The following is a 21514-nucleotide window of genomic DNA, read 5'->3' on the forward strand; positions in this document are numbered from 1 at the left end:
CACGGCGACCCAAAAGAGTATCCAAGGCCTTAGCCTTGTCTCAGCATTGCCACAGTGTTGCCCTTTTGGAAAGTCCAAAATACGAACAGTGGCGAAAAAAACACATTACATTTGAGCTATTGCTGCCAATTTGGGGGTCGTTTTTCGATAAACGCCGAAATCCCTTCCTCTGTATCCCGATGCAGCATGTTCTGCGCCATAACCTCTCCGGTATAGGCGTAGGCTTGTTCGATGGGCATATCCAGCTGTTGATAGAACGCCTGTTTGCCAATTTTGACTGCAGACCCAAGCTTTTTGGCCAACTGATCTGCAAGCGCCTGTGTTTCGTGTTCCAGCAGCATCTCGGGGACGACCCGATTAACCAACCCAAGTTCAGACGCGCGCTCGGCCGAAATAAAATCCCCCGTCGTCAGCATTTCGAACGCCTGCTTGCGGGGGATGTTGCGACTTAGGGCTACCATCGGCGTAGAACAGAACAGGCCAATATTTACACCGTTTACGCCGAACCTTGTCCCCTCGGCTGCGACAGCCAGATCACATGTGGCGACCAATTGACAGCCAGCGGCGGTCGCGATCCCATGCACCTGCGCGATGACAGGTTGGGGCAGGGACTGGATCGACAGCATCATTTTGGCGCAGCGTGCAAACAAATCTTGGAAATAAGCTTTGCCGCCATCCTCGCTTTGTCGTCCGGCCGTCATCTGTTTCAGGTCGTGGCCCGCACAAAACGCTTTGCCTTCGCCGGAAAGGATAACGGCACGGACCGAAGGATCATCGCGCAAAGCATCGAATTCGGCCTGCAACGCTGCCAGCATTTCATCGCTTAGGGCATTCAGACGATCCGGCGCGTTCATCTTGATCCTGGCGACCGCGTTTGCGTCGCTACGTTCCAGAATTCCCATCTTGCCCTCCGATCTGATGTGGGCCAACTCTAGGTCGGCAGATCGAGGAGGGGAAGTATGTCATTAGCGTTGAACCGCCAAGAGTTGACGGACTACCTGAAACAAGTGTTCCCACAGGTCCATCGCGACTTTGTCGTCGAAGAGCTGAGCGAAGACACCATAACGATGCGGCTTGTGGTCGAAGACAGGCATCTTCGCCCCGGTGGAACAGTTTCTGGCCCCTCGATGTTCGGACTGGCTGATGTCTGCGTTTACGCGATCATTCTGGCGCGGAAAGGTCGGCAATCCCTTGCGGTCACCACGGGATGTTCGATGGATTTCATGCGCAAACCGGATGGCGATCGAGACATGATTGCACAATGCAGGCTTTTGAAACTGGGCAAGTCGCTCGCGGTTGGCGACGTTCTTATGTATTCGGACGGATCGGACAAGCCCGTGGCGCGCGCGACTATGACATACTCATTGCCGCCCGAAGGGTCAGCGGCTGCTGCTTTTGGATAAAAAAGTGGCCGGGACAAGCCCGGCCCAGGAAGAGGTCCCGAATGGGACTGGGGATTTCTTATTCGTGCCAGAACGGCCGATTTACTTCGCGATTGGCCTGATATCGGGTCAACCCGACATCCCGCAGTAAACGATCTTCCAGTTTTGACAAATTCACACGACTGCGTCGCTGGCGTTCCCATTTTGTGACTGTCGCCGCAAAACGCACGGCCAGCGATGCGATCAGCGGCAGCCGTGGGCTGTCGTTCAGCAACATGAGGGCGGGTGTGTGCATTGGGCGTGTCATGATGGGTATCCTTTCAAATTGTATTGACACAAAGTATAAATGTTCGGTACACGTGTTTGATACATTCAGGATTGTGTCAAAATCAAAGGAAGAATTGTAATGGATACAATTTGGCCGGACTCGCTGCCAAAATCCAAGGGTCCCAAGTACACATTGGTGGCTGACACAATCCGAAAAGCCATTGATAACAAATTACTGGAGGTTGGGACCAAGCTGCCTCCGGTAAGAGAATTGGCGTATCGGCTACAAATCACACCGGGGACAGTTGCGCGGGCCTACACGATTCTAACTGACGAAGGTTTGCTACAGGCCGAGGTCGGGCGTGGTACATTTGTTGCGCCCCCCAAATCGCCCATTCTGGATGATGTTTGGGCACGACAATTGCATTTGCGCGATGACAAGTACAACGCCAATGTCAGTCTCTTCAGTCCGCGTCTGGCGGATATGGGGCAGGTGTCTTTGATCCGGGAGTGTCTGCAAAAGGTCTCACAAGCTGATCCGGGACTGTTTCTGAATTATCCGACCCGGGATGCATACAAACCGATGCGTCAGGCCGTGGTGGATTGGTTGTCAAATCTGCCGTTGGGTGCGGTGTCTCACGATGACGTGGTTCTGACACACGGAGGCCAGAACGGACTGTGCCTTGTATTCCAAACAATCCTGCGCGGATCGAAACCGGTCGTGCTGGTCGAAGACCTGTCTTATGCAGGGTTCAGACGGGCAGGGGAACTGATGCGTGCGGATGTTGTTGGCGTAAAGATGGACAAGTGGGGCATTGACCCCAAGGCGATGGAGCATGTGCTGCGTCAAACGCCCGCCCAGGCGGTCTGTGTCTCACCCGAGGTGCAGAACCCGACGGGGGCGCACACACCGTTGGAACGCAGAAAAGAAGTGGTGGACGTGGCCCGCCGCTTTGATCTGCAAATCATCGAAGACGATTGTTATCGCATAGGGGACGCGCGCGAACCCAGTTATCGTGCCCTGGCACCGGAACGGGGATGGCATGTCTCGTCGATCTCGAAAACACTGACGCCTGCCTTGCGTGTCGGATTTGCCATCGCCCCTCGCGAACGTAGCGGAGACCTGCGCCGTTCCGCCGAATACGGGTACTTCGGTCTCGCGCAACCGTTGGCCGAGCTGACGCGGTTGATTTTATCCGACCCCAGAACGCGCCAGATCGCGCGGGATGTGCGCGAGCGTATGGGCGATTATGTCCGCGTGACAGTTAACGCGTTGGGTGGCTTTGATCTGAATTGGGCACCGGACGTACCCTTTGTGTGGCTGAACCTTCCGTCGGGCTGGCGCGCCGCTGCGTTCAGCCGGGCTGCCGAGCGCGAGGGCATTCAACTGCGCTCGGCTGATGAGTTCGCTTTGCGGGACGGACGTGCCCCAAATGCGGTTCGCATAGCGATGAATGGGCATGTGTCGCTTGAACGGTTCGAGGATGCGATGCAAAAGCTGCGCAGGTTGTTGGACAATCCTCCTGAACAAATAAGCGTATAAAGTTGGGGTAAAATAATACCTATTTTTTAAGCTGTTGTTTTTAATACATTTAAAAGACATTAGGGTTGTTGACGCGCGCTGCGCACGCCTCTAAATACGCTCCATCGAATTCGGGCCGCTCCGCACGGGGGCGGTCTTTCACATCAAACAGGACTATCCTGCCATGAAAACCTTTTCTGCAACACCTGCAGACATCGACAAGAAATGGATCCTGATCGACGCCGAGGGCGTTGTTCTGGGCCGTCTTGCCTCGATCGTCGCCATGCGCCTGCGTGGCAAGCACAAAGCGTCGTTCACCCCGAACATGGACATGGGCGACAACGTCATCGTGATCAACGCTGACAAAATCCAGATGACCGGCAAGAAGCGCGAAGAAAACTTCTACTGGCACACTGGCCACCCGGGCGGCATCAAATCCCGCACCAAACAGCAAATCCTGGAAGGTGCCCACCCCGAGCGCGTCGTAACCCAAGCGGTCAAGCGCATGCTGCCGGGCAACCGTCTGGCGCGCAAGCAGATGACCAACCTGCGCGTTTACGCTGGTGCCGAGCATCCCCACGAGGCGCAAGCGCCCGAAGTTCTGGACGTGAAGTCCATGAACAAGAAAAACACCCGGAGCTAATGACCGATGGCTGATCAGATCAATACTCTCGAAGAGCTGAGCGCCGTCGCAGGCGTTGAAACCGTGGCTGAAGAAGTCATCGCACGCGAGCCCGTTCGTGACGAGCTGGGCCGCTCCTACGCCACCGGCAAACGTAAAGACGCTGTTGCCCGCGTTTGGATCAAGCCGGGTTCCGGCAAGGTCACCGTGAACGGCAAAGATCAGGACAAGTACTTTGCGCGTCCCGTTCTGCAGCTGATCCTGCGCCAGCCGTTCCAGGTTGCCGGTGTAGAAGGTGAGTTCGACGTTGTTGCAACCGTCAAAGGCGGTGGCCTGACCGGTCAAGCCGGTGCGGTCAAACACGGCATCTCGAAAGCGCTGCAGCTGTACGATCCCAGCTTGCGCGGTGCACTGAAAGCCGCTGGCTTCCTGACCCGCGACAGCCGCGTTGTGGAACGTAAGAAATACGGTAAGCGCAAAGCGCGTCGTTCGTTCCAGTTCTCGAAGCGCTAACGCAGAACGACAAAAAATTCAACAAAATCAAACGCTCACTTGCAAAAGTGGGCGTTTTTGTTTGGTAGCAGTTTGTTAGCAGAATATTGAAGTCATTGACGTTTAAGTTTAGCGATTTTAGCATAACCGTAGCAGTTACAGCATCTTTTTGGCAGGCAGCGGTTGGCATTTTACGAAGACAGACATGAGCACTACGGTGGAGCTCTTTTGTTATTTAGGCGTAACCTGTCTGTCGCAGTGCCAAACTCCAAAACACATCGCGCTGCAAACTGGTATATGCGGCTTAAGATTGCTGGACACAAAGGCTACATCACGCGCAGCACAAAACTTGCGAAGTACGAAGAAGCGTTTGTTTATGCGCAGGCTGAGTTTTTGCGATTGCAGCAGGCGGCGCGGCTTGGGCATAGCTTGGACGAGTATACGTTTGAGCAGCACTGGAACGATTGGTACGAGCGCAACCTTCGTAGTGGTACCTGGAAAGAGCAACGCGCGCTTTGGCACAAGCGCTACTTCAACCGCTATTTCAAAGAGTACTTCTCGCACGCAGACAGCACATCAATGCTGCTCAATGATATCACGCCGCAATGCGCGCATGGGTATTGGGATTGGCGTAGAGCTTACTGGCTAACTGACAAGGGCGTTAAGCTGCGTGACTACAATCCAAAAAGACGCAGCAACAAGACAAACGGCACTGCGAACGCGAAGGAGTTGCCAGCGATTAAGACGCTGCAGATGGAGCAAAGTGCGCTTAATCAGATCTTCTACGACGCATTTGAACGCGGACGTACACAGCAGGTGTTCAAACTGCGTGTTGCAGAGCGCGGGCAAACACCAAACAGGCGTGCTGGCTTTGATACTGGCAAAGAGTATGCAGTGCTTGTTCGCAACCTGCGTAGCTACAGGGATTGCGTTGGGCGGTTTGCGAGTACAGGCTTGAACGCCTGGCACAAGATGCAGCGTGCACAGCTATCCCACTTCATCATGTTCCTGCTGCACAGCGGTTTACGTGTGGGCGAGGCGCGAGAGATGAAGTGGAGCGATGTGAAGCTGGACGAAGAAGTAGACGGCGAAGAAGAGTGCATTGCGGAAGTGCGTGTGAGCAAGGCGACGAAGAAGAACGAAGTGCGCTACGTGCAGACACAGCCAAGCGCAAACAAAGCACTCAAAGATTGGTTTGAAATCACGCCGTACAAAGAGCGAAACGATTGGGTGTGGTTTGGGCAGAAGCGAGACGCGCATGGCAAGGCACAGCAGATTGGCGATCTCAATAAAAGCTTCCAGCAGTATCTACGCGCGATTGACTTTGATGGTAGAAAAGACGGCTTACTGTTGAACAGGGACGGCGACAGACGCAGCTTGTATAGCTTGCGGCACACATACGCGACGCTGCGCTTGGAGAAGGGCGATGTGAGCGTTTACGACTTGGCGCTGAACATGGGCTGCAAGGTCAAGCAGATTGAATCCCATTACAGCCACGTAGTTTCAAAACAGCGCAGGCAGCAGATTACTAAAACAAACAGAAGTAAGAGTGTGAGCGCTAGGGCTGACATGGCTGACGAAATTAATGAGACACTGGCGGAGGTTTTACGACAATACAAAGCTGGTGAAATTAGCGAGAAAGCATTTTTGGCAATTGCAAAGGGCGCTGAGTAGTATTCTAGCAGCGCAGCAAGACGTTTTTAGAATAGAGCAGCAGGAGGAAGATGAAAAATAGAATGGTAGGCATAATTTTGCGACTTAGCTCAGCTTTTCAAGCATATCTTTCCAATATTCCAGCACTTCGTCCGCAGTGTTCTCAAAGTCTACCTTCGTTCCGCCGTCATCAATAACAACAACTCCGCGACCGTATTTGCTTACACCCCAAACTGCCTCACCCCACTTGCTCTCAATTGCTGTGGTGTCCGTTATGTGCGTTGCTTGAGTTGATGGTGACGACAGCAACACATGCTTGGAAGCGTTAGCTAGGTCGCGCATATATTTGAACGCTGGGCATGCGTTTTGGACGTGGGCGTTGAAGTCATTAGCGCTGCACAAGCTACCGCCCATCTTGTTCCCGTATGTGTGCCACATCCATTCGTGCATACTAAACAGTGAGCCCGCCAAGTTGTAAGCAGCTGGCAGGCTGGAGGGCTGAGATTTGTACTGCTGCAAGTTGTAAGCAACAACATGATCAAAGTATTCTTGCGCTGTGCCAATAGCCTTCATCATGTAGCCCCCACATTAAAGTAGTCGTTACAGCCCAAGTGCCGCTAACAAGCTTTCCCAATAGTCTTGCACTTCGTCCGCACAAAACTCAAAATCTACCCGTAAGTCACTGTCTGCAATAGATACTACGCCTCTGCCGCCAATTTTTGCCGCGCCAATAAATCCCTTGCCAATAACGCTTTCTTGTCCGCTAGTGTGTGTGATGTGGGTTGCTTTGGTTGAGGCGCTGGTGAGGGATACGTGCTTAGAAGCATTGGCTAAATCACGTATGTACATGAAGGCATTGCAGTGCTTTTGTACGTACCCGCAAAAGGCACCTTTGTTTTTGAAGCTTGTGTTGAAGTGCGCTTTCAGTTGCGCCTCGTGCCCGTCCCAAAGCCATTCATGCATACTAAAAAGTGAGATGGCGAGATTGAATGCAGACGGCAAGTGGTTTGGCTGCTGCTTGTACTGTTGCAGGTTGTAGCCAACGACTTCGTCGAAAAACTCTCGTGCAGTGCTTATAGTTGTCACTTGTCTAACCCAAATTCAGCATTCCTAACAGCCATTGTGTGCCAACCGCGCCAAATGCGCCAAGCAAAACGTATACAAATCGTTCTTCCCACTTTCGTGCAATTTCCTCCAAGTAAAGCTGTCCTTTTGCCTTCATAAACACACGCTCATCGTTTGCGTTCATTGAGCCAGTGGACTTTATTCCGTTGTATTCAACTTCGCCTTTGTCATTTTGTGGCAGTCGCAGCATGTGCAAAGTGACTGCCAACGAGTGTTCACGCATGTTTTCAGCGCCAGCGACTGGCGTATGGTTGAACGAAATTCCTAAGTAACCTTCTTCTATAAGCATAGTAAGCGGGTACATTTCAGTGTGCGACACTGGCTCTTTGCTCAGTACACTTGCAGCTTCTTCAACGCTTATTTCGCCCTGTTTCGCGACCGCTGCTAGTAGTCGCCTAAATCTTTTGTCCATAAAGCCATCCCTGTACCCTTTGTACGCAACCAACCAGCTGCTACGTGACAAGCTCAATAGCATTCCGCAGCTTGTTTTCGTTGTAGTCAATGTACCTCTGCGTTGTGCTTATGTCCTTGTGTCGAGCCAGCGCCTGTATCACGCGCACATTTACGCCTTTGTCCGCAAGCTCCGTTAAAAACTGCCTGCGACCACTGTGGCTGCTTGCGCCTTTTACGCTGGCAAGCTCGTAAAACCTGGCAAACAAGTTGACTATCGTTTGTGCGCTAAAGCCGCCGCGTTTCGCGCTGAAAAACAGCGGGGCGGTAAGATTGCTGACGTGACGTGGATAGGTGGACGCAAATGTTGCGAGTGCCTTGTTCAGCCGCTTGCTCACAAGCACCGTTCCAGCCTCATCGCCTTTTGTTTGCGTAGCCGCCAAGTACACAGTGTTGCGCACGTTGCCTTGCTCGTCATACACGTCACCAACTTTCAACGCTGCAATTTCGCAAGCGCGTAAACCAGCAAAAAAGCTGAAAGCAAAAATTGCATGATTTCTTGCGCTGTAGCGATGTGCGTCAATGATAGCGTATAAGCGTTTCTGTTCTGCCTGCGTCAGTAGCTTTGCTTGTTTCATGTCTCACCAAAAATGTGTGTTGTTGCCACAAGTCATTGTAAATTCGCACATTTTGCAAAGCGATTGAAAAATGCAGAGGTATTAAACCTTTGTTTTCAAATGCGGTTCAGTGAAAATGTTTGATATTATGAAGTTTATAACAAAACCGAATTTTTTAACCGCTTACGCAATTTCAGAAATCTTGTGCTTGTGTAGTAAGTAGTCGCTCAACAGCCGCTCCACTTCTTCCAGCCCCCGCTTGCCTCTACTGTCGCCACGCTCAGCGAGTCTTGCCCGCGTATGCGCCAAGCAGTTAATCGCAGCGTCAACGCTAAAGTCCTGTCCCGCGTGTTTTTGCCAAGCAAACCAGTTCCTGTTCTTCCTGCACCAAGTCCTGCTTAGCTCTTCTGCCGTTTCAATCTCGTCAATCTCAACTAGCTTCATGTATGTGTAGTTCATCAATTTCATGTCTGTTTACCTTTGCTCGAAATCTTCGTTTGTTTTGAAATGTTTAGATTTGGCAAAAATTAGGGATTAGCTACAAACATCGTTTGTAACTTTAAGCGTTTTCGCCCTTTGCGCATCATCAAGCTTTGCCGTGTTTCAGCGCGTGCAGTACCCGTCTGCTATGTAAGTCCCAGTGCAGCGCAATCATTCGCACTGCAGCCAAATTCATCTGCCCCCCAACTGTGCAATCTCAGCAACCTGCGCAGTTGTGCCAAGTTGCGATAGCTTAGGGGATTGTGTTTTGGAGGATGGAGCGATGACGCTGACAAGCAAATGCTGTCAGCGCCTAGCCTTCCATATTCATGCAGCACGTAGGCAGATGCAGCTTTGTTGCAGCGCACAGCCTCAATCTGTGTTTCTTCAGCACTCATTGTCCACCTGTTCATCTTTGCCCACTTCAGCCTCGCCAGTTCTGCATACAGCTTTGGGTCGCTGTTTGGCTTGGCTAGGAAATGGAAGTGAAGGTTTGTGCCGCTGGTCCCCAAGTGCTTAAAAACAAGCCGCTTGTGTCGCATCCCAACATTTTCAACCGCTTTGCCGTAGTATGCTCTATCAAGCGCGCTCAAACAGTTACGTACAGTTTGTTCGCCCCGCGTTTCGTTCGTTGCACTGCCATCAATAAATTTCAGTGTCCCAAAAACAGTAAAGCCTTGCTGTTCAATCCAAAACTGTAGCTGCTGCCATGCTATATTATCTGCGTAGTTCATTTTTCTTCGTTACTTGCACTGGTTTGATAGGCGCTTGAGGGCTTGCCGCGCTGGACTTGCGCGCAAGTTTGTTGCGTGCTTTTTCAGCTTTTGAGCTTGTGCCACGCTTTTTGGCGCTGTCCTTCAGTTCAGTCAGCCGCTGCTGCCTTCCGCTTTGCTCACGCAACATCTGTCGTAGCATCAAAACTGTCATGTCCATCGCAGCCTGCTGCCCGCCCTCATCAAGCTGCATGTATTCCGCAAACGCTAGCTCAAGCTGTCTCTGCAACATGCCAATGTCGTTCATTTGTCTGCCTCCAAAGTTATTTATGCTTTGGGGGCAAAGGATTAGTGGTAGCGGACACGGTAACTAGACGAAGAACTTAAAGTGTTGTAAATAAACAATAAATTATTTATGAGGGAAGACTGTGATGGCGACAGAATGCTTTGGAAGGACGCGACTGGCAACTGTGTTGTGGTTGCTTAGCGCTATGGCGGCAGTTGGCGAAGAGGCAGAGTGGCGCGCTCTATACGACTGCGCGGAAGAGCACGCTGCGAATGTTGCTAGGGTAGTTGTTAGCGTGGATGAAGGTGCTGGATTGATTGTGGAAGTGCTATGCTTGGACGAAAGTACTGCAGTAGCTAATGCTATGATGGGAACGCGGAGTGATGTGGTTGAACAGAGAGGCAGTTTTGGCGCTGCATATACGAGTTTTCTGAGCGTTATAACGCGAGAGATGAGAGCGTTGATTTACGCAACGAAACTTGAGCAGAGTTGATGAGTTAGCAGTTTATTAGCAGGTACATTTACTACACATAAACACTTGATATTAAATTAAATAATAGACATGACGGTTAGCTAAGCGTTAATCGCTGCGAAAACCAAATTGGAAAGGGCTCGCATTTGCGGGCCCTTTTTCATTTGGACATTTATGTTTTTCTTATCGTTGACCCTCTGATTGGCAAGAAATAGCCTTTCATCACGGGACGACCGCTTAGCCAAACGGGCGGCACAGGATGCAATTTAAGGACAGATTAAAATGACTAAAACCACTTTGGCCAAGTTTCTGTTTTCGATAATTGTTACTATTTGCCTCACGAATACCGCGTCAGCCGACCGTTTGGGTTTCGGGCGGTTTGAAATAGATGCTTCGACCCTCCCTAAGTCCTATCAGCGTTTGCGCAAGATCGAAGGCATCAAAGCAAAGCGTATCCACGCCTTTTCGATCTACGGGGGAGAATGTGCTTCTCCCAGCTATGGGGACGGTACGGTCAAGGGCGATTGCTCGTACGGGTCTGTCCGCTCTTGGCTTAGGGAATCCAAAAGTGATGGCCGCTGGGTTTTCCCGCAACCAACCGAAGCCTGGTATGGCTGGGACATGTTGATCCCGGAGACTTTTCCAACTCTTGGCACGCAGACATACGGACAATACACATTCGTTGGGTGGAAAGGATATCGTTGTTCCCACGCGTCAATATCCCATTCAACGCGCAAAGGAGAAAATGGAACGATCTATTTGCGGCTAGAAAAACCTGTTGGTGACCCATCAAATCATGACTGCAAAGTAACTGCAGAAATTCCTCTGATGAAAATGAACCAGTTCAAAGGTCAATGGCGAAACTTCCGAATATTTGCCAAATGGACCGATCAGCCGGATGGGCAAATTATCGTGTATTTAGACGGTAAAAGGGTCGCAAATTACAATGGCCCAACTTTGAACGTTCCTGTAAATGACGCGCACGAAAAAGCAAAAATGAACCATTTTGATTTTGGCATTTACTTATGTTGCACGGCGGGAGTGAGGAATATTAAGTCGGGAACCGTTTACTTTGCGAATGTAAAACGCGCTGGAAGTCAAAAGAAGTTGGCGAAATAGAAGCGGTTTAAGGAGGAGCGATCACGCAATCGCCCCTCCTATTTGCAATTCACTCTTCGTAGACGATCTTCCAACCGCCATTTTCCACGACGCTTACATATACTGAGTCTGCGCCCTGATGGTCATCCGGCCCGTAAGTAATGTGGTTGCCGACCAGTTCATCTTGATAGTCCAACGACTCCATCGCAGCGATAAAGTTTTCATGTGTCAGGTCCGGGCCTGCGGCCTCTAGCGCTTTGACCATCATCTCAGCCGCCGAATATCCCAACATCGCGAAGCCCACCGGGTCTTCGCCCGTTGCCGCTTTGTATTCTTCGATGAACGCAGCAGGAGCAGGTTCATCCGCGCGCGCCCAAAGGTCTTGCCACGAGGCTGCCGCGTAAAAGCCGTCGGTAACACCACCGGGTACTTGCGCGACTACGGTCAGGAAACTGGCCGAAGTGCCCAGAAACTTCATGTCTTCCAAACCCATTTTCTTGGCCGTTCCGACAACGGTTATGGCCTGGCGTACTCCCAGCGCCATCGTGACGATATCGCACCCTTCTTCTTTGAGCTTACTGAGTGAGCCCACAAAGTCGGTCTCATCGGGTTTGTGGGTAGTTTCAGCCGTAAATTCGATCCCAGCCTCTTCCGCACCGGCCTTGCTGCCTTCCAGAATTTCTTCCCCGAAGTCAGTGGGCAGATACATTGTGCAGACTTTTTGCGAACCGAATTGGTCAGCCAGATATTTCACTCCAACCCGGCTTTGATCGTAGTAGGTCGAGAACGATGTGAACTTGTTGTTCATCGGCTCTTGCAGCATCTGACGTGCAGCGGTCAGTGGAGCGACGTTCGGAATGCCCTTCGGGTCCAGTAACTTGAACCCGGCCAGGTTCATCGGCGTACCCAAGGATTGCATCATCGCAAAAACTTTGTCGCGGTTCAGTAGCTTGTTATAGCCCTGCATGGCGCGCGGCATTTGATAGCCGTTATCTTCCACAACAAAGCGAATGGTGCGCCCATGTACGCCGCCTTCGGCGTTAACGCGGTCAAACACGACGTTTGCACCCTTAGTCGCGGGGACTCCGACAGCAGCAAAAATACCGCTTAGATCATTGACTGAACCGATAACGATTTCATCATCAGACACGCCCTGCGTCTGGGCACTGGCCAGTGTCGCCGTCGCGGTCAAGGCTGTCGCTGCGGCCAAGCGTTTGATCAAAGTCCTCATTTTTTCCTCCCTTTGGGTAAGCCCCTAACTATTTGTACATGTCTTCAATAAGATGTCCGTGCTTGTTTTCGACAAAGCTGCGCTTCAGTTTCATTGTGGCGGTCAGTTCGTCGTCGTCCGCTGTCAAAAGAACGTCGATCAGGCGAAAGTCTTTGATCTGCTCAACACGTGCGAAGTCTTTGTTGACCGTCCCAACCTCTGCTTCGATCAGAGTTCGGATTTCGTGCGCAGCACACAAGGACGCAAAATTCGAAAACGGTATCTTTCTGTCCTGCGCGAATTTTTCGACATTTTCCTGATCTATCATAATCAACGCCGTAAGGAACTTGCGTTTATCACCGATTAGTATAGCGTCCGAGATATACTGACTAAACTTAAGGCGGCTTTCGATCTCGGCCGGGGTTATGTTTTTTCCGCCCGCTGTGATGATCACATCCTTCAAGCGCCCGGTGATCGTGACGAAACCTTCGTCGTCGATTTGGCCCATATCGCCGGTGCGAAGCCATCCATCTGCCGTAAAGGTCTCGGCGGTTTTCGCGTTATTGCGCCAATACCCCTGAAACACGTTCAGACCCTTGATCTGGATTTCGCCCTCATCAGAAATCCGCACCTCGGTTCCGGCAACTGCGCGCCCGATTGAGCCTATACGGTTGTTTTCGATGGTGTTCAGCGTCGCAAGGCCGGACGTCTCGGTCATCCCGAAACCTTCGATTAAAGGCACCCCAATGGCCCAATACCATTTCAGCAACTCGGTCGAAATCGGGGCTGCGCCAGTTCCTCCGCGACGCAATTTATCCATTCCCAGCATCCGCCGCAGGTTGCGCAAAACCAACCGATCCCACAGCCAGAACTGCGCCGCAGCGGCTGCAGGCACGGGTTTGCCTTCGTTGATGTATTCTGCCCGCGCAAAACCGGCTTTCAACGCCATTTCAAAGGCAGCTCGACCGGTCGAAGTGGCGTCCTGCAGCATGATCTGTACCTGGGAATAGATCTTTTCCCAGACCCTCGGCACCGCAGTGAATGTTGTTGGTGAAACTTCCTGCAGATTGGAAAACACTGTTTCCGGGCTTTCGGCGAAATTCACCGTGCATTTTCCGGCTAGCGGGAAATAGACGGAAACGTCGCGTTCCAGAATATGACAGAGGGGCAGAAAACAAAGTTGCTCGTCTGTTTCAAACGTCGGGAGGGAATGTGCGCCGGCTTCGATCCCCGCCAGAATATTCTCATTGCTCAGCATCGCTCCCTTGGGCATTCCGGTTGTACCAGAGGTATAGACCAAAAGGGCTGTATCCTGCGGCGATGTCAGTGCGATCTCGGCCTCGAACCTGTTGGGTTCCTCGGCTTGGGCCTGCCGTCCGATATCATAGAGCGCTTCGATCATCATACAGCGGTCGTGTTTCAGATCGTGCAACCCTTCGTCTTCAAGAATTATAACGCCCAACAGCCCCGGTACTTCGCCTTCGATCTCGAAGAACTTGTCCAGTTGCTCTTCGTTTTCGACCACAAGAAAACGGCTGTCGCTGTCATTGATGAGATATCGAAGCTGGCTTGCGGAATCCGTGGTGTACACGCCCGACGCGATGCCGCCGACGCACTGAATGCCCATGTCAAACCACGCCCATTCCTTGCGGTCCTCGGACAGGATTGAGACGACTTCGCCCCGTTGCAACCCCAGCTTACGAAGGGCCAGACCGATCCACTGGGCGTGTTGCCAATAGTCGGCCCACGAATAGGACTTCCATATGCCGAAGTCCTTTTCACGATGCGCGGTTCGACGCCCAAGCTCTGCGCAGCGCTTTTGAAAAAGCTGGCCGATCGTAGCACATTCATCAACCAGTACCGGCCGCTGTCCCGGCGTTGCGTTAAACTGAACGCCATTGATTTTTTTCTGAGGGTGCAGGGTGCTGATGTTCAAAAACTCACCTCCACGTCTTCTTACGTTTCCAGCGGCGGTTTTCTCGGGATCCTTCCTCCTGAACACCTAGGTAAAAATTCTGGATGTCCTCAGACTGCATCAGAACATCGGCGGCACCATCCATTACAATGCGTCCGACCTCCATCACATAGCCATGGTGCGCCAGTTGTAACGCGGCATTGGCGTTTTGTTCGACCAGCATCATGGTCATATTCTGCTCGTCATTCAGACGTTTGAGAATACCAAAGATCTCTTGAACAAGAAGGGGGGACAATCCCAGCGATGGTTCATCCAACAGCATGATCTTTGGGTTTGCCATCAGTCCCCGGCCAATTGCCAGCATCTGCTGCTGACCGCCCGAAAGCGTCCCTGCTTCTTGGTTCCGCCGCTCTTTCAGGATTGGAAAGTACGAGAACACAAGATCCCGATCATGGTCAATCTGACCCTTATCGTTCGAGGTATAGGCCCCAAGGCTTAGATTTTCATCCACGGTCAGCAGCGGGAACATTTCGCGCCCTTCGGGGACGTGGACGATCCCTTTCTGAACAACTCGGTGAGGTTCCGAACCCTGAATTTCCACACCTTCAAAGACGATTTTCCCTTTTTCGGGGTCCATAACGCCTGACACGGTCTTCATCAGGGTCGTCTTGCCTGCACCATTGGCACCAAGGATTGACACTATCTGCCCGGGACGAACGTCAAGTGACACGCCGCGAATGGCCATGATCGGACCATAAAAGCTTTCGATGTTTCGAATGGTCAAAATGGGCTCGCTCATGATGCTTTCCCAAGATAGGCCTCGACCACGGCTGGATGAGACTGAACCTCAGCGGGTGTTCCAAGCGCCAGCATCGCACCGTCGGCCATGGCCAGAACGCGATCTGACACGCCTGAGACAAGGCCCATGTCGTGTTCGACCATCAGCACGGTGATGCCCATTTGCCGCCGAATATCGTCAATCCACCAGCGCATGTCCGTCGTCTCTTCAACAGAAAGGCCCGAAGCTGGTTCGTCCAACAACAAAAGCTTTGGCTCGGTCGCCAGCGCGCGCGCGACTTCGACCACCTTTCGGACGCCGTAAGGCAAGCCCGAGATCATCTTGTCGCGGTAGGGCTGCAGGTCGAGAAAGTCGATAATTTCCTCGACTTTTTCGCGACTTTCGATCTCTTGCCGTCTTACCGATGGCAGGAATAGTACTTCGGAGAACAGGTTGGTTTTCCGGTGGCGATGCCGTCCAACCAGCAGGTTTTGCAAGACGGTTGCATGCTCGAACAATTCGATGTTTTGGAATGTACGCGCCACGCCAAACGCGGCAACCGCCGAAGGTTTAACCTGCAACAGGTTGTGCCCGTCAAAGCGGATAGAGCCTGCAGCCGGGTCGTAAAACCGGGAGATAAGATTAAAGACCGTGGATTTCCCGGCGCCGTTGGGCCCGACAATGGCAAAAACCTCACCGGCCTGAACCGAGAATGACAGGTCATTCACCGCCGTTAACCCGCCGAACCTGAGGGTGACGTTTTCAAAATCCAGCAAGCTCATCGCAGGCGGTCCGTCTTGAGGTAGGACTTTTGACGCTTGAACATGTCTTTGCGGTAGAACGGGAAGAGCTCGAACCAGATGCGGATTTTGAGCCAGCGACCGTACATTCCCATCGGTTCAAACAGGATGAAGGCGATCAGGATCATTCCGAACATACCAAACTCCAACCCCGGAATAGCAACAGTATTGCCACCAAATACAGCGCCCACATACTCTTTCGAAATGGATAAGAACTGAGGCAGAAACCCGATGACAATGGCCCCCAGAAATGCGCCGTGGATCGAGCCCAATCCTCCGATTACGATCATCATAAGCAGCTGAATTGAAATGACGACGCTGAAGGTTTCGTTGTTGAATGCACCGGCGTACATTCCCATCAGCGCACCCGCCCAGCCAGTAACGGCGCAAGACAGCGCAAATGAGATCATCTTGGTTCGTGCAATATCCACACCCATCGCCTGCGCCGACACCTCAGAATCGCGAACGGCGATAAAACTACGCCCCAGCGGTGCGCGTAGTAGATTGATATAGCCAAGCGTCACCAAGACAGCGACAGCCAATACAAGCCAAAAGAACTGTCGAGGCGTTCCCCAGCGATCAACCAGAGTGCCAAAGATCTCGACACCACCCATGAATTTGCCAGCCACGCCTCCGGTAATCGGTTCAGCCAACACAATCACATCGTCCATCAGGATCGACAGGGCCATTGTAAAGATCGCTAGATAAATACCGTGCAACCGAAGGGCAGGGACGGCCACCGTGACGCCAGCAATACCGGTCAAGATGCCAGCCAGTGGAAAGGCGATCAAAAAGGGTACGCCAGCCTCGATCAGAATGACATTTGCGTAACAGCCGAAAGCCAGAAAAGCGGCATGCCCAAGACTGACCTGACCCGTGTGGCCCGTCAGGATCATTAACCCCAATCCAGCGATTGCCCATATCAGAACGTTTGTTAGCTCACCCAGATAAAAGTCATCCAACCACCACGGTGCGGCTGCAACAATTGCCAATAAAACAAGGTAAAGCGTTAGCTGGTACCCGTCTTTCCAAGGGCGGATATCCTGCATGTAACTGGTTTTGAAGATAATCCGCATGTGGTTAAACTTTCTTGACCCGAACCTGGCTGAACAGCCCGTTCGGGCGAAAGATCAAAACGGCAAGCAGCAGTGCGTAGGGGGCAACCTGACTGTAGCCGGCCGCAATATACCGGCTGGCAAAGGGTTCGATGACGCCGACTATTAACCCTCCGGCCAGCGCTCCGGGCAGGCTGCCAAAGCCGCCAATCACAGCGGCGGCGAACGCTTTGATACCCAGTAGGCCAGTTGTTGGATCGACTGATCCTTTCGCCGCAAACAAGATCCCAGCAATTCCGGCAACCACCCCGGCCAGCGCCCAAATGAACCCCTGAACACGCTTGACCGGAATGCCCATGTAGTATGCCGCAAGTTGGTTTTGCGATGCACCCTGCATTGCCAATCCAAGTTTGGTGCGGCTGAAAAAGACGTACAAACCCCAAGTAAGCAGGACGGTGACAATAATGACCGCGACGTCCTCCATCCCCAAGACGAGGCCGCCAAATCGCACGTCCTTACCGGCCAGCGGGTTTTGCAAGGTTTGCGGCTCGTGCCCCCATATCAGGCCAGCGACAAAACGGATAACGAAGCCCAAAGCAATGGTCAGTATCACAACCGCGGTCTGACTTTGCCCGAACAGCTGTCGGATAATCAACCTGTCCAGCAGATACCCCAAAGCGCCCATAATCGACAGAGATACCGGCAAGGCCAGCCAGAATGGCAATCCCATATATTCGGTATTCGTCAGCCCAATCGTCACAAAGGCGCCGAGCATCATGAAATCGCCCTGCGCAAAGTTCACAGCCTCGGTCGCCTTGTAGATCAGAACAAAACCAAGCGCGATCAAGCCATAGACACAGCCATTTGCCAGCCCGCTGATCAGCAGCTGCGCATTATCCAAATTCACCTCCCAATGCCGGTTTTCCCGACTTGCTTGGAACCGGGGGCTTAAATCACCCTCCGCCTGTTCCTCACTATGGCGTGATAATCACCTTTCCGTCACTCTTTTTCAGCGCGTCAGCCAAATCTGAGATTATATTTTTCAAAGTAAGTCGTTCCGAAACATCAGTTTTCCATCGTCCATCGGAGAACCGAGCTTGCACCTCGCCCACAACACGCATCTGGTCATTCGGTGGTGTCGACATCATCCACTTAGTTAGCCAAAAGCCTTCGATCCTTTTGCCCATGAAAATCAACTGGCCTGTTTGCGTCAGTGTCGGCAATTCGGGGCTTAACTTGCCATAACAAATCCAGCGCGCCTCGTTCGGCATAGCGCAGAATATCTGTTCCGAAATCTGGTCCGCGACCGCATCAAGGAAAACACGTGGTTTCAACTGGGTGCTGAGCGCACGGAAATTGGACAGCATGTCAGGGTCTGACGTGTCCAGTACGGAGTGGGCTCCGTGGTCTTTCAGGTTTTCGACCGCGCTCGCGCGCCGCACCAGAGCGATAGGTTTCAATCCCATATCACGCCCAAGGCTGCACATCAGCTTACCCAACTGACTGGTCGCCGCAGAAACGATAAACGCATCGCCTGCGCCTTTGGCGATATCGACCATTGCCATCGCTGTCATTGGATTGACAATCTGAGCAGCCCCATCCTCGTCCGAAATGTCGGGACGAAGAGGTATGCACATCAGGGCTTGCGTCACAACATACTCGGCCCATGCACCGGAACCAGCAACCACAAAAGCCACGCGTTGACCTTGCAGCGCCTCGGCCCCTGAACCGGTTGCGACGACATCTCCGCACCCCTCAAAACCGGCAGGTGCGCCTTTGACGCGGGGTTGCCCATATTCGCCCTTAACGAAGTGCAGGTCAGACGGGTTCACAGACGCAGCCCGCATTCTGATCAGGACTTGACCGGGGCCAGGTGTCGGCACGGGGATCGTTTCTTCAGCCAACCAGTCTGCTGCGTTTTCGATAGATGGACCCGTCGCATTACCGGAATAGCCGTCATGTGTTTGAATAATGGCGCGCATTGTTGAAGGTAGCGTGGTCATTTTGCGTCCTTATTTACTTGAACCGATCGCGTTCAAGCGAAGCACAAACACTGTGTACCACGCGAAAACTGCTCGGTTTCTGAATACGTTCAGCCAAACAAATGCTAAAAGGAAGGTCAACGTGGATGCGTTGTGACGTGGGGACATGGGAATTCCGCACCGAAGTAGCGGCCGCCACCTTGGTGACGGCCGCCACGTGTTCATTGCTGGGACAACAGCGCCCGAAGTTCCAAAAGCTTTTCGGAAATAGTCTCTGGTGAGGCCTTGATCTCCTCCAGGATTGCCAAAGCCTGGGTTTTAAGACTTTCGGTCAGTTCACTCTCCTGCACCGAGGTCATCAAGGTTTCATAATCGAAGTTCTGAACCGCAAGCGAGCCGTCCTCGATCCACGAATTCAACAGATCCTGTCCTTGATTTGCCAAGGACGCGACTTCGTCAGCGGCTTGATCTGCCAATTCGGTGGCTGCTTGACCAGCTTGCTCACTCGCCTCAGAGGCCTGTTCAACCACCGAGTCGACCGCATCACCTACTGCGTCGCCTGTATCCTGCGCCGCCGATTGAATCTGTTCGGCTGGCGTGGGCTCGGGTTTGGTCAGGTAATAATAGAGACCGGCTCCGAGACCGGCGACGATAACACCTAGGACAATTGTGCGCGACATGCGTGTCTCCTGCTAAAAATGCACAGCTTTGAGGTGTTCCAAGGTTATTGACAAACAAAGGGGAAATCCCTCGGGTTCGCGGCACAATAGGGAAATGGGCTGCACTACGCCTATCCGGGAAAAACGTTTGGCAAGAACACGCCATTGTCGAACGCTGCGTCATAAAACGGTTGGGAAATGAGCTGGGATCAACGACGTTTTGACCCCGCCAAAAGAATTTAGTCCCTGCGGCTTATTTGTTTGGAGGCTTTGCTGTTGGGGGCTTACTCAGGCACGCCGGCACTTTGCAAACTGGCCAACCAAATTCTTCTGTTCTCAGGGTGGTTCTTGGAACCCGCAAATTGCCGTCGCATCGCAGAAATAGAGAGCTTTGGGTTAATCTCCAACGCGTCGTTGACGGCTTTTTGCGCCTCTTCGGTCTTGCCGAGTTCTGCCAGGTTCGCGGCACTGAGAAGGTGGTGAAACAGACGCCATGTTTTGCTGGTCGCAACCGCACCGAGTTGGCGTGAGGCTTCCAACGCTTCTTCGTAACGCCCGAGGTGGAACAGGATATGACCCTTATAGAAAAACATGTTCTGCAACATGGGATCGCGCGGGCTTAACCTGATCGCCATCTCAATCTCGGGCAGGGCCTTTTCCTGCATGCGAAACCAATCGTATGTATGCGCCATCTCTAACCGAATGCGGGCATCGTTGGGGTTCAGAGCGACAGCACGTTCAAGATTCGCAATGGCCGGATCAGCCTCGCCGGTAAAACGGTAGATATAGCCCAGTGCGGCGTGGGCCTGCGCATCCTGATCGTCTAACTCAATTGCGCGTTTTGCCGCTTCGGTCGCGGCAATCAGCGTGTCCTGAGGAGATTCTGACCACTGAAAGAAGAAAATGGTCCCCAAAGCGCGGGCCAAAAGGCTGTATGCCGCCGCAAAGCCCGGATCAGCCGCGATGGCCTCTTGCGCGAACTCCACTGCTTCCCGCTGCGCGTCTTGCGAGAATACGGACTGTTGCGCCCGACCGCGGAGATAAAGATCCCAGGCATCCATATCCTCGGTGGGCTTTTTCTGTGATCTTGCCTGATCTGACTGGATGATCTCGGGCAATAACTGCCCTGCGATTGCCTGACTGATTTCGTCCTGAACGTCAAAGACATCGGTCAATTGCCGATCGAACACCTCAGCCCAGATGGTCTCGGCGCTGTCTACATCGACAAGTTCACCGCTGACGCGAAGCTGGTCATCCGCGCGTCGAACGCTTCCACGTACAACGTAGCCGACGCCAAGATCGCGGGCGATCTCAATCGGGTTGGATTGGTCTTCGGCGTAAGACAACATGGTCGCACTTGAGACGACGAACAGGTCCCGGTTTCGCGAAAGATGCGCAATCAGATCATCCGTAAGGCCATCGACAAAATACTGACCGGTTTTTCCCTCACCAATGTTGTCAAACCGTACGACGGCCAAGGCTGGCTTCCCTGTGTCGGGCAACCTCTGTCGATCCGCGAATATGGAGAACGACATCAGGACTATAGCCAGAACCAGCAAAGCCCCGGCGATAAGAACGCCACGGCTTTGTATTTTCGGGGCGGGTTCCTGCAGTTCTTCGCCCACGGCAACAGGGGCTACGAACTGAAATCCGCGTTTTGGGTAGGTTTTTATATACTCAGCGCTTGCGGCAGAGTCGCCCAACGCTTTGCGCACGGACCGAATACGTGTGTTCAGGGCGGCATCCGTGATAGCAGCCCCATCCCAAATCTCGTCGATAATGTCCTGCTTGCTGACAATCCGCTCGCGGTTTTTGACCAATAGCTCCAGCAGCTGAAGGGCTTGTGGCTCTAAAGCGACCGGTTCACCAAGGCGGCTCAACCCTTGTGTGGGATCAAGCTGGAAATCCAAAAAACGATACATACTGCAATTTACACACCGAAATGCCTCTCGCTCAACGAAGTTTGCGAATTGTCATATGGATGTCAGAAAAAATC

At 52.5% G+C, this 21514-nt stretch carries 24 protein-coding genes; 6 read left to right on the forward strand and 18 right to left on the reverse strand.

All coding sequences use genetic code 11. The features are described from left to right. Positions 1-116: 116 nt before the first annotated feature. Positions 117-902, reverse strand: coding sequence for an enoyl-CoA hydratase (locus tag ACR0DG_RS00670; protein ID WP_480693501.1), 786 nt, complete (start codon positions 900-902; stop codon positions 117-119). Between the two features lie 57 nt (positions 903-959). Here ACR0DG_RS00670 and ACR0DG_RS00675 point away from each other — a divergent pair, with 57 nt between their 5' ends. Then, positions 960-1403: a PaaI family thioesterase gene (locus ACR0DG_RS00675; RefSeq protein ID WP_480693502.1), complete on the forward strand. Its 444-nt coding sequence runs from the start codon at positions 960-962 to the stop codon at positions 1401-1403. 58 nt (positions 1404-1461) lie between these two features. On the opposite strand, the gene ACR0DG_RS00680 is transcribed toward ACR0DG_RS00675, so the two are convergent. Further along, positions 1462-1689 carry a DUF1127 domain-containing protein gene (locus ACR0DG_RS00680; RefSeq protein WP_480693504.1) on the reverse strand — a complete coding sequence of 76 codons (228 nt, stop codon included), beginning with the start codon at positions 1687-1689 and terminating at the stop codon, positions 1462-1464. A 99-nt stretch (positions 1690-1788) separates the two neighbouring features. On the opposite strand from ACR0DG_RS00680, the gene ACR0DG_RS00685 reads away from it, so the two are divergent. The 4 genes from ACR0DG_RS00685 to ACR0DG_RS00700 all read left to right on the forward strand — a co-directional run bounded on the left by ACR0DG_RS00685 (position 1789) and on the right by ACR0DG_RS00700 (position 5959). Beyond that, positions 1789-3192, forward strand: coding sequence for an aminotransferase-like domain-containing protein (locus tag ACR0DG_RS00685; protein WP_480693505.1), 1404 nt, complete (start codon positions 1789-1791; stop codon positions 3190-3192). 163 nt (positions 3193-3355) lie between these two features. Then, the gene (gene rplM, locus ACR0DG_RS00690) at positions 3356-3814 is read left to right on the forward strand and encodes a 50S ribosomal protein L13 (RefSeq protein WP_170354147.1); all 459 of its coding nucleotides are present in this window, start codon (positions 3356-3358) and stop codon (positions 3812-3814) included. A 6-nt stretch (positions 3815-3820) separates the two neighbouring features. After that, complete coding sequence (gene rpsI, locus ACR0DG_RS00695) at positions 3821-4306, forward strand: 30S ribosomal protein S9 (protein WP_170388395.1); 486 nt, start codon at positions 3821-3823, stop codon at positions 4304-4306. Positions 4307-4468: 162 nt separating this feature from the next. After that, entirely contained in the window at positions 4469-5959 is a 1491-nt protein-coding gene (locus ACR0DG_RS00700; RefSeq protein ID WP_480693506.1) for a tyrosine-type recombinase/integrase, read from the forward strand. A gap of 84 nt (positions 5960-6043) precedes the next feature. Here ACR0DG_RS00700 and ACR0DG_RS00705 read toward each other — a convergent pair whose 3' ends face one another. From ACR0DG_RS00705 to ACR0DG_RS00735, 7 genes are all read right to left on the reverse strand, one after another. Then, a complete protein-coding gene (locus ACR0DG_RS00705) occupies positions 6044-6514 on the reverse strand; it encodes a hypothetical protein (protein WP_480693507.1) in 471 nt (156 codons plus the stop codon). Positions 6515-6538: 24 nt separating this feature from the next. Further along, positions 6539-7024: a hypothetical protein gene (locus ACR0DG_RS00710; protein WP_480693509.1), complete on the reverse strand. Its 486-nt coding sequence runs from the start codon at positions 7022-7024 to the stop codon at positions 6539-6541. A 4-nt stretch (positions 7025-7028) separates the two neighbouring features. After that, positions 7029-7475: a hypothetical protein gene (locus ACR0DG_RS00715; RefSeq protein ID WP_480693510.1), complete on the reverse strand. Its 447-nt coding sequence runs from the start codon at positions 7473-7475 to the stop codon at positions 7029-7031. Between the two features lie 40 nt (positions 7476-7515). Then, on the reverse strand, positions 7516-8091 hold the full coding sequence (locus ACR0DG_RS00720; RefSeq protein WP_480693512.1) for a tyrosine-type recombinase/integrase: 576 nt from the start codon (positions 8089-8091) through the stop codon (positions 7516-7518). A 162-nt stretch (positions 8092-8253) separates the two neighbouring features. After that, positions 8254-8538: a hypothetical protein gene (locus tag ACR0DG_RS00725; protein WP_480693514.1), complete on the reverse strand. Its 285-nt coding sequence runs from the start codon at positions 8536-8538 to the stop codon at positions 8254-8256. A 158-nt stretch (positions 8539-8696) separates the two neighbouring features. Next, positions 8697-9284, reverse strand: coding sequence for a hypothetical protein (locus ACR0DG_RS00730; protein WP_480693515.1), 588 nt, complete (start codon positions 9282-9284; stop codon positions 8697-8699). After that, positions 9268-9570 (reverse strand): hypothetical protein, encoded by a 303-nt coding sequence (locus ACR0DG_RS00735; protein WP_480693516.1) that lies wholly within the window; start codon positions 9568-9570, stop codon positions 9268-9270. Before ACR0DG_RS00735 ends, ACR0DG_RS00730 begins: the two co-directional genes overlap by 17 nt. Before the next feature lie 733 nt (positions 9571-10303). On the opposite strand from ACR0DG_RS00735, the gene ACR0DG_RS00740 reads away from it, so the two are divergent. After that, a complete protein-coding gene (locus tag ACR0DG_RS00740) occupies positions 10304-11140 on the forward strand; it encodes a heparin lyase I family protein (RefSeq protein WP_480693517.1) in 837 nt (278 codons plus the stop codon). Between the two features lie 49 nt (positions 11141-11189). Here the strand turns inward: ACR0DG_RS00740 and ACR0DG_RS00745 are convergent, their stop codons facing one another. From ACR0DG_RS00745 to ACR0DG_RS00785, 9 genes are all read right to left on the reverse strand, one after another. Then, complete coding sequence (locus tag ACR0DG_RS00745; protein ID WP_480693518.1) at positions 11190-12350, reverse strand: ABC transporter substrate-binding protein; 1161 nt, start codon at positions 12348-12350, stop codon at positions 11190-11192. Between the two features lie 28 nt (positions 12351-12378). After that, complete coding sequence (locus ACR0DG_RS00750; protein ID WP_480693519.1) at positions 12379-14265, reverse strand: AMP-dependent synthetase/ligase; 1887 nt, start codon at positions 14263-14265, stop codon at positions 12379-12381. A 4-nt stretch (positions 14266-14269) separates the two neighbouring features. Next, positions 14270-15043 (reverse strand): ABC transporter ATP-binding protein, encoded by a 774-nt coding sequence (locus tag ACR0DG_RS00755; protein WP_480693520.1) that lies wholly within the window; start codon positions 15041-15043, stop codon positions 14270-14272. Beyond that, positions 15040-15804: an ABC transporter ATP-binding protein gene (locus ACR0DG_RS00760; RefSeq protein ID WP_480693522.1), complete on the reverse strand. Its 765-nt coding sequence runs from the start codon at positions 15802-15804 to the stop codon at positions 15040-15042. Before ACR0DG_RS00760 ends, ACR0DG_RS00755 begins: the two co-directional genes overlap by 4 nt. After that, a complete protein-coding gene (locus tag ACR0DG_RS00765) occupies positions 15801-16898 on the reverse strand; it encodes a branched-chain amino acid ABC transporter permease (protein WP_480693523.1) in 1098 nt (365 codons plus the stop codon). The genes ACR0DG_RS00760 and ACR0DG_RS00765 overlap by 4 nt, the downstream gene beginning before the upstream one ends. Positions 16899-16902: 4 nt before the next feature. Further along, positions 16903-17778: a branched-chain amino acid ABC transporter permease gene (locus ACR0DG_RS00770; RefSeq protein ID WP_480693524.1), complete on the reverse strand. Its 876-nt coding sequence runs from the start codon at positions 17776-17778 to the stop codon at positions 16903-16905. A gap of 73 nt (positions 17779-17851) precedes the next feature. Continuing rightward, on the reverse strand, positions 17852-18880 hold the full coding sequence (locus tag ACR0DG_RS00775) for a zinc-binding dehydrogenase (protein ID WP_480693525.1): 1029 nt from the start codon (positions 18878-18880) through the stop codon (positions 17852-17854). Positions 18881-19080: 200 nt separating this feature from the next. Then, entirely contained in the window at positions 19081-19539 is a 459-nt protein-coding gene (locus ACR0DG_RS00780; protein WP_480693526.1) for a hypothetical protein, read from the reverse strand. A 263-nt stretch (positions 19540-19802) separates the two neighbouring features. Beyond that, entirely contained in the window at positions 19803-21440 is a 1638-nt protein-coding gene (locus ACR0DG_RS00785; RefSeq protein ID WP_480693527.1) for a winged helix-turn-helix domain-containing tetratricopeptide repeat protein, read from the reverse strand. Positions 21441-21514: the final 74 nt, after the last annotated feature.

It is taken from the genome of Ruegeria sp. BG8 (assembly GCF_056538325.1).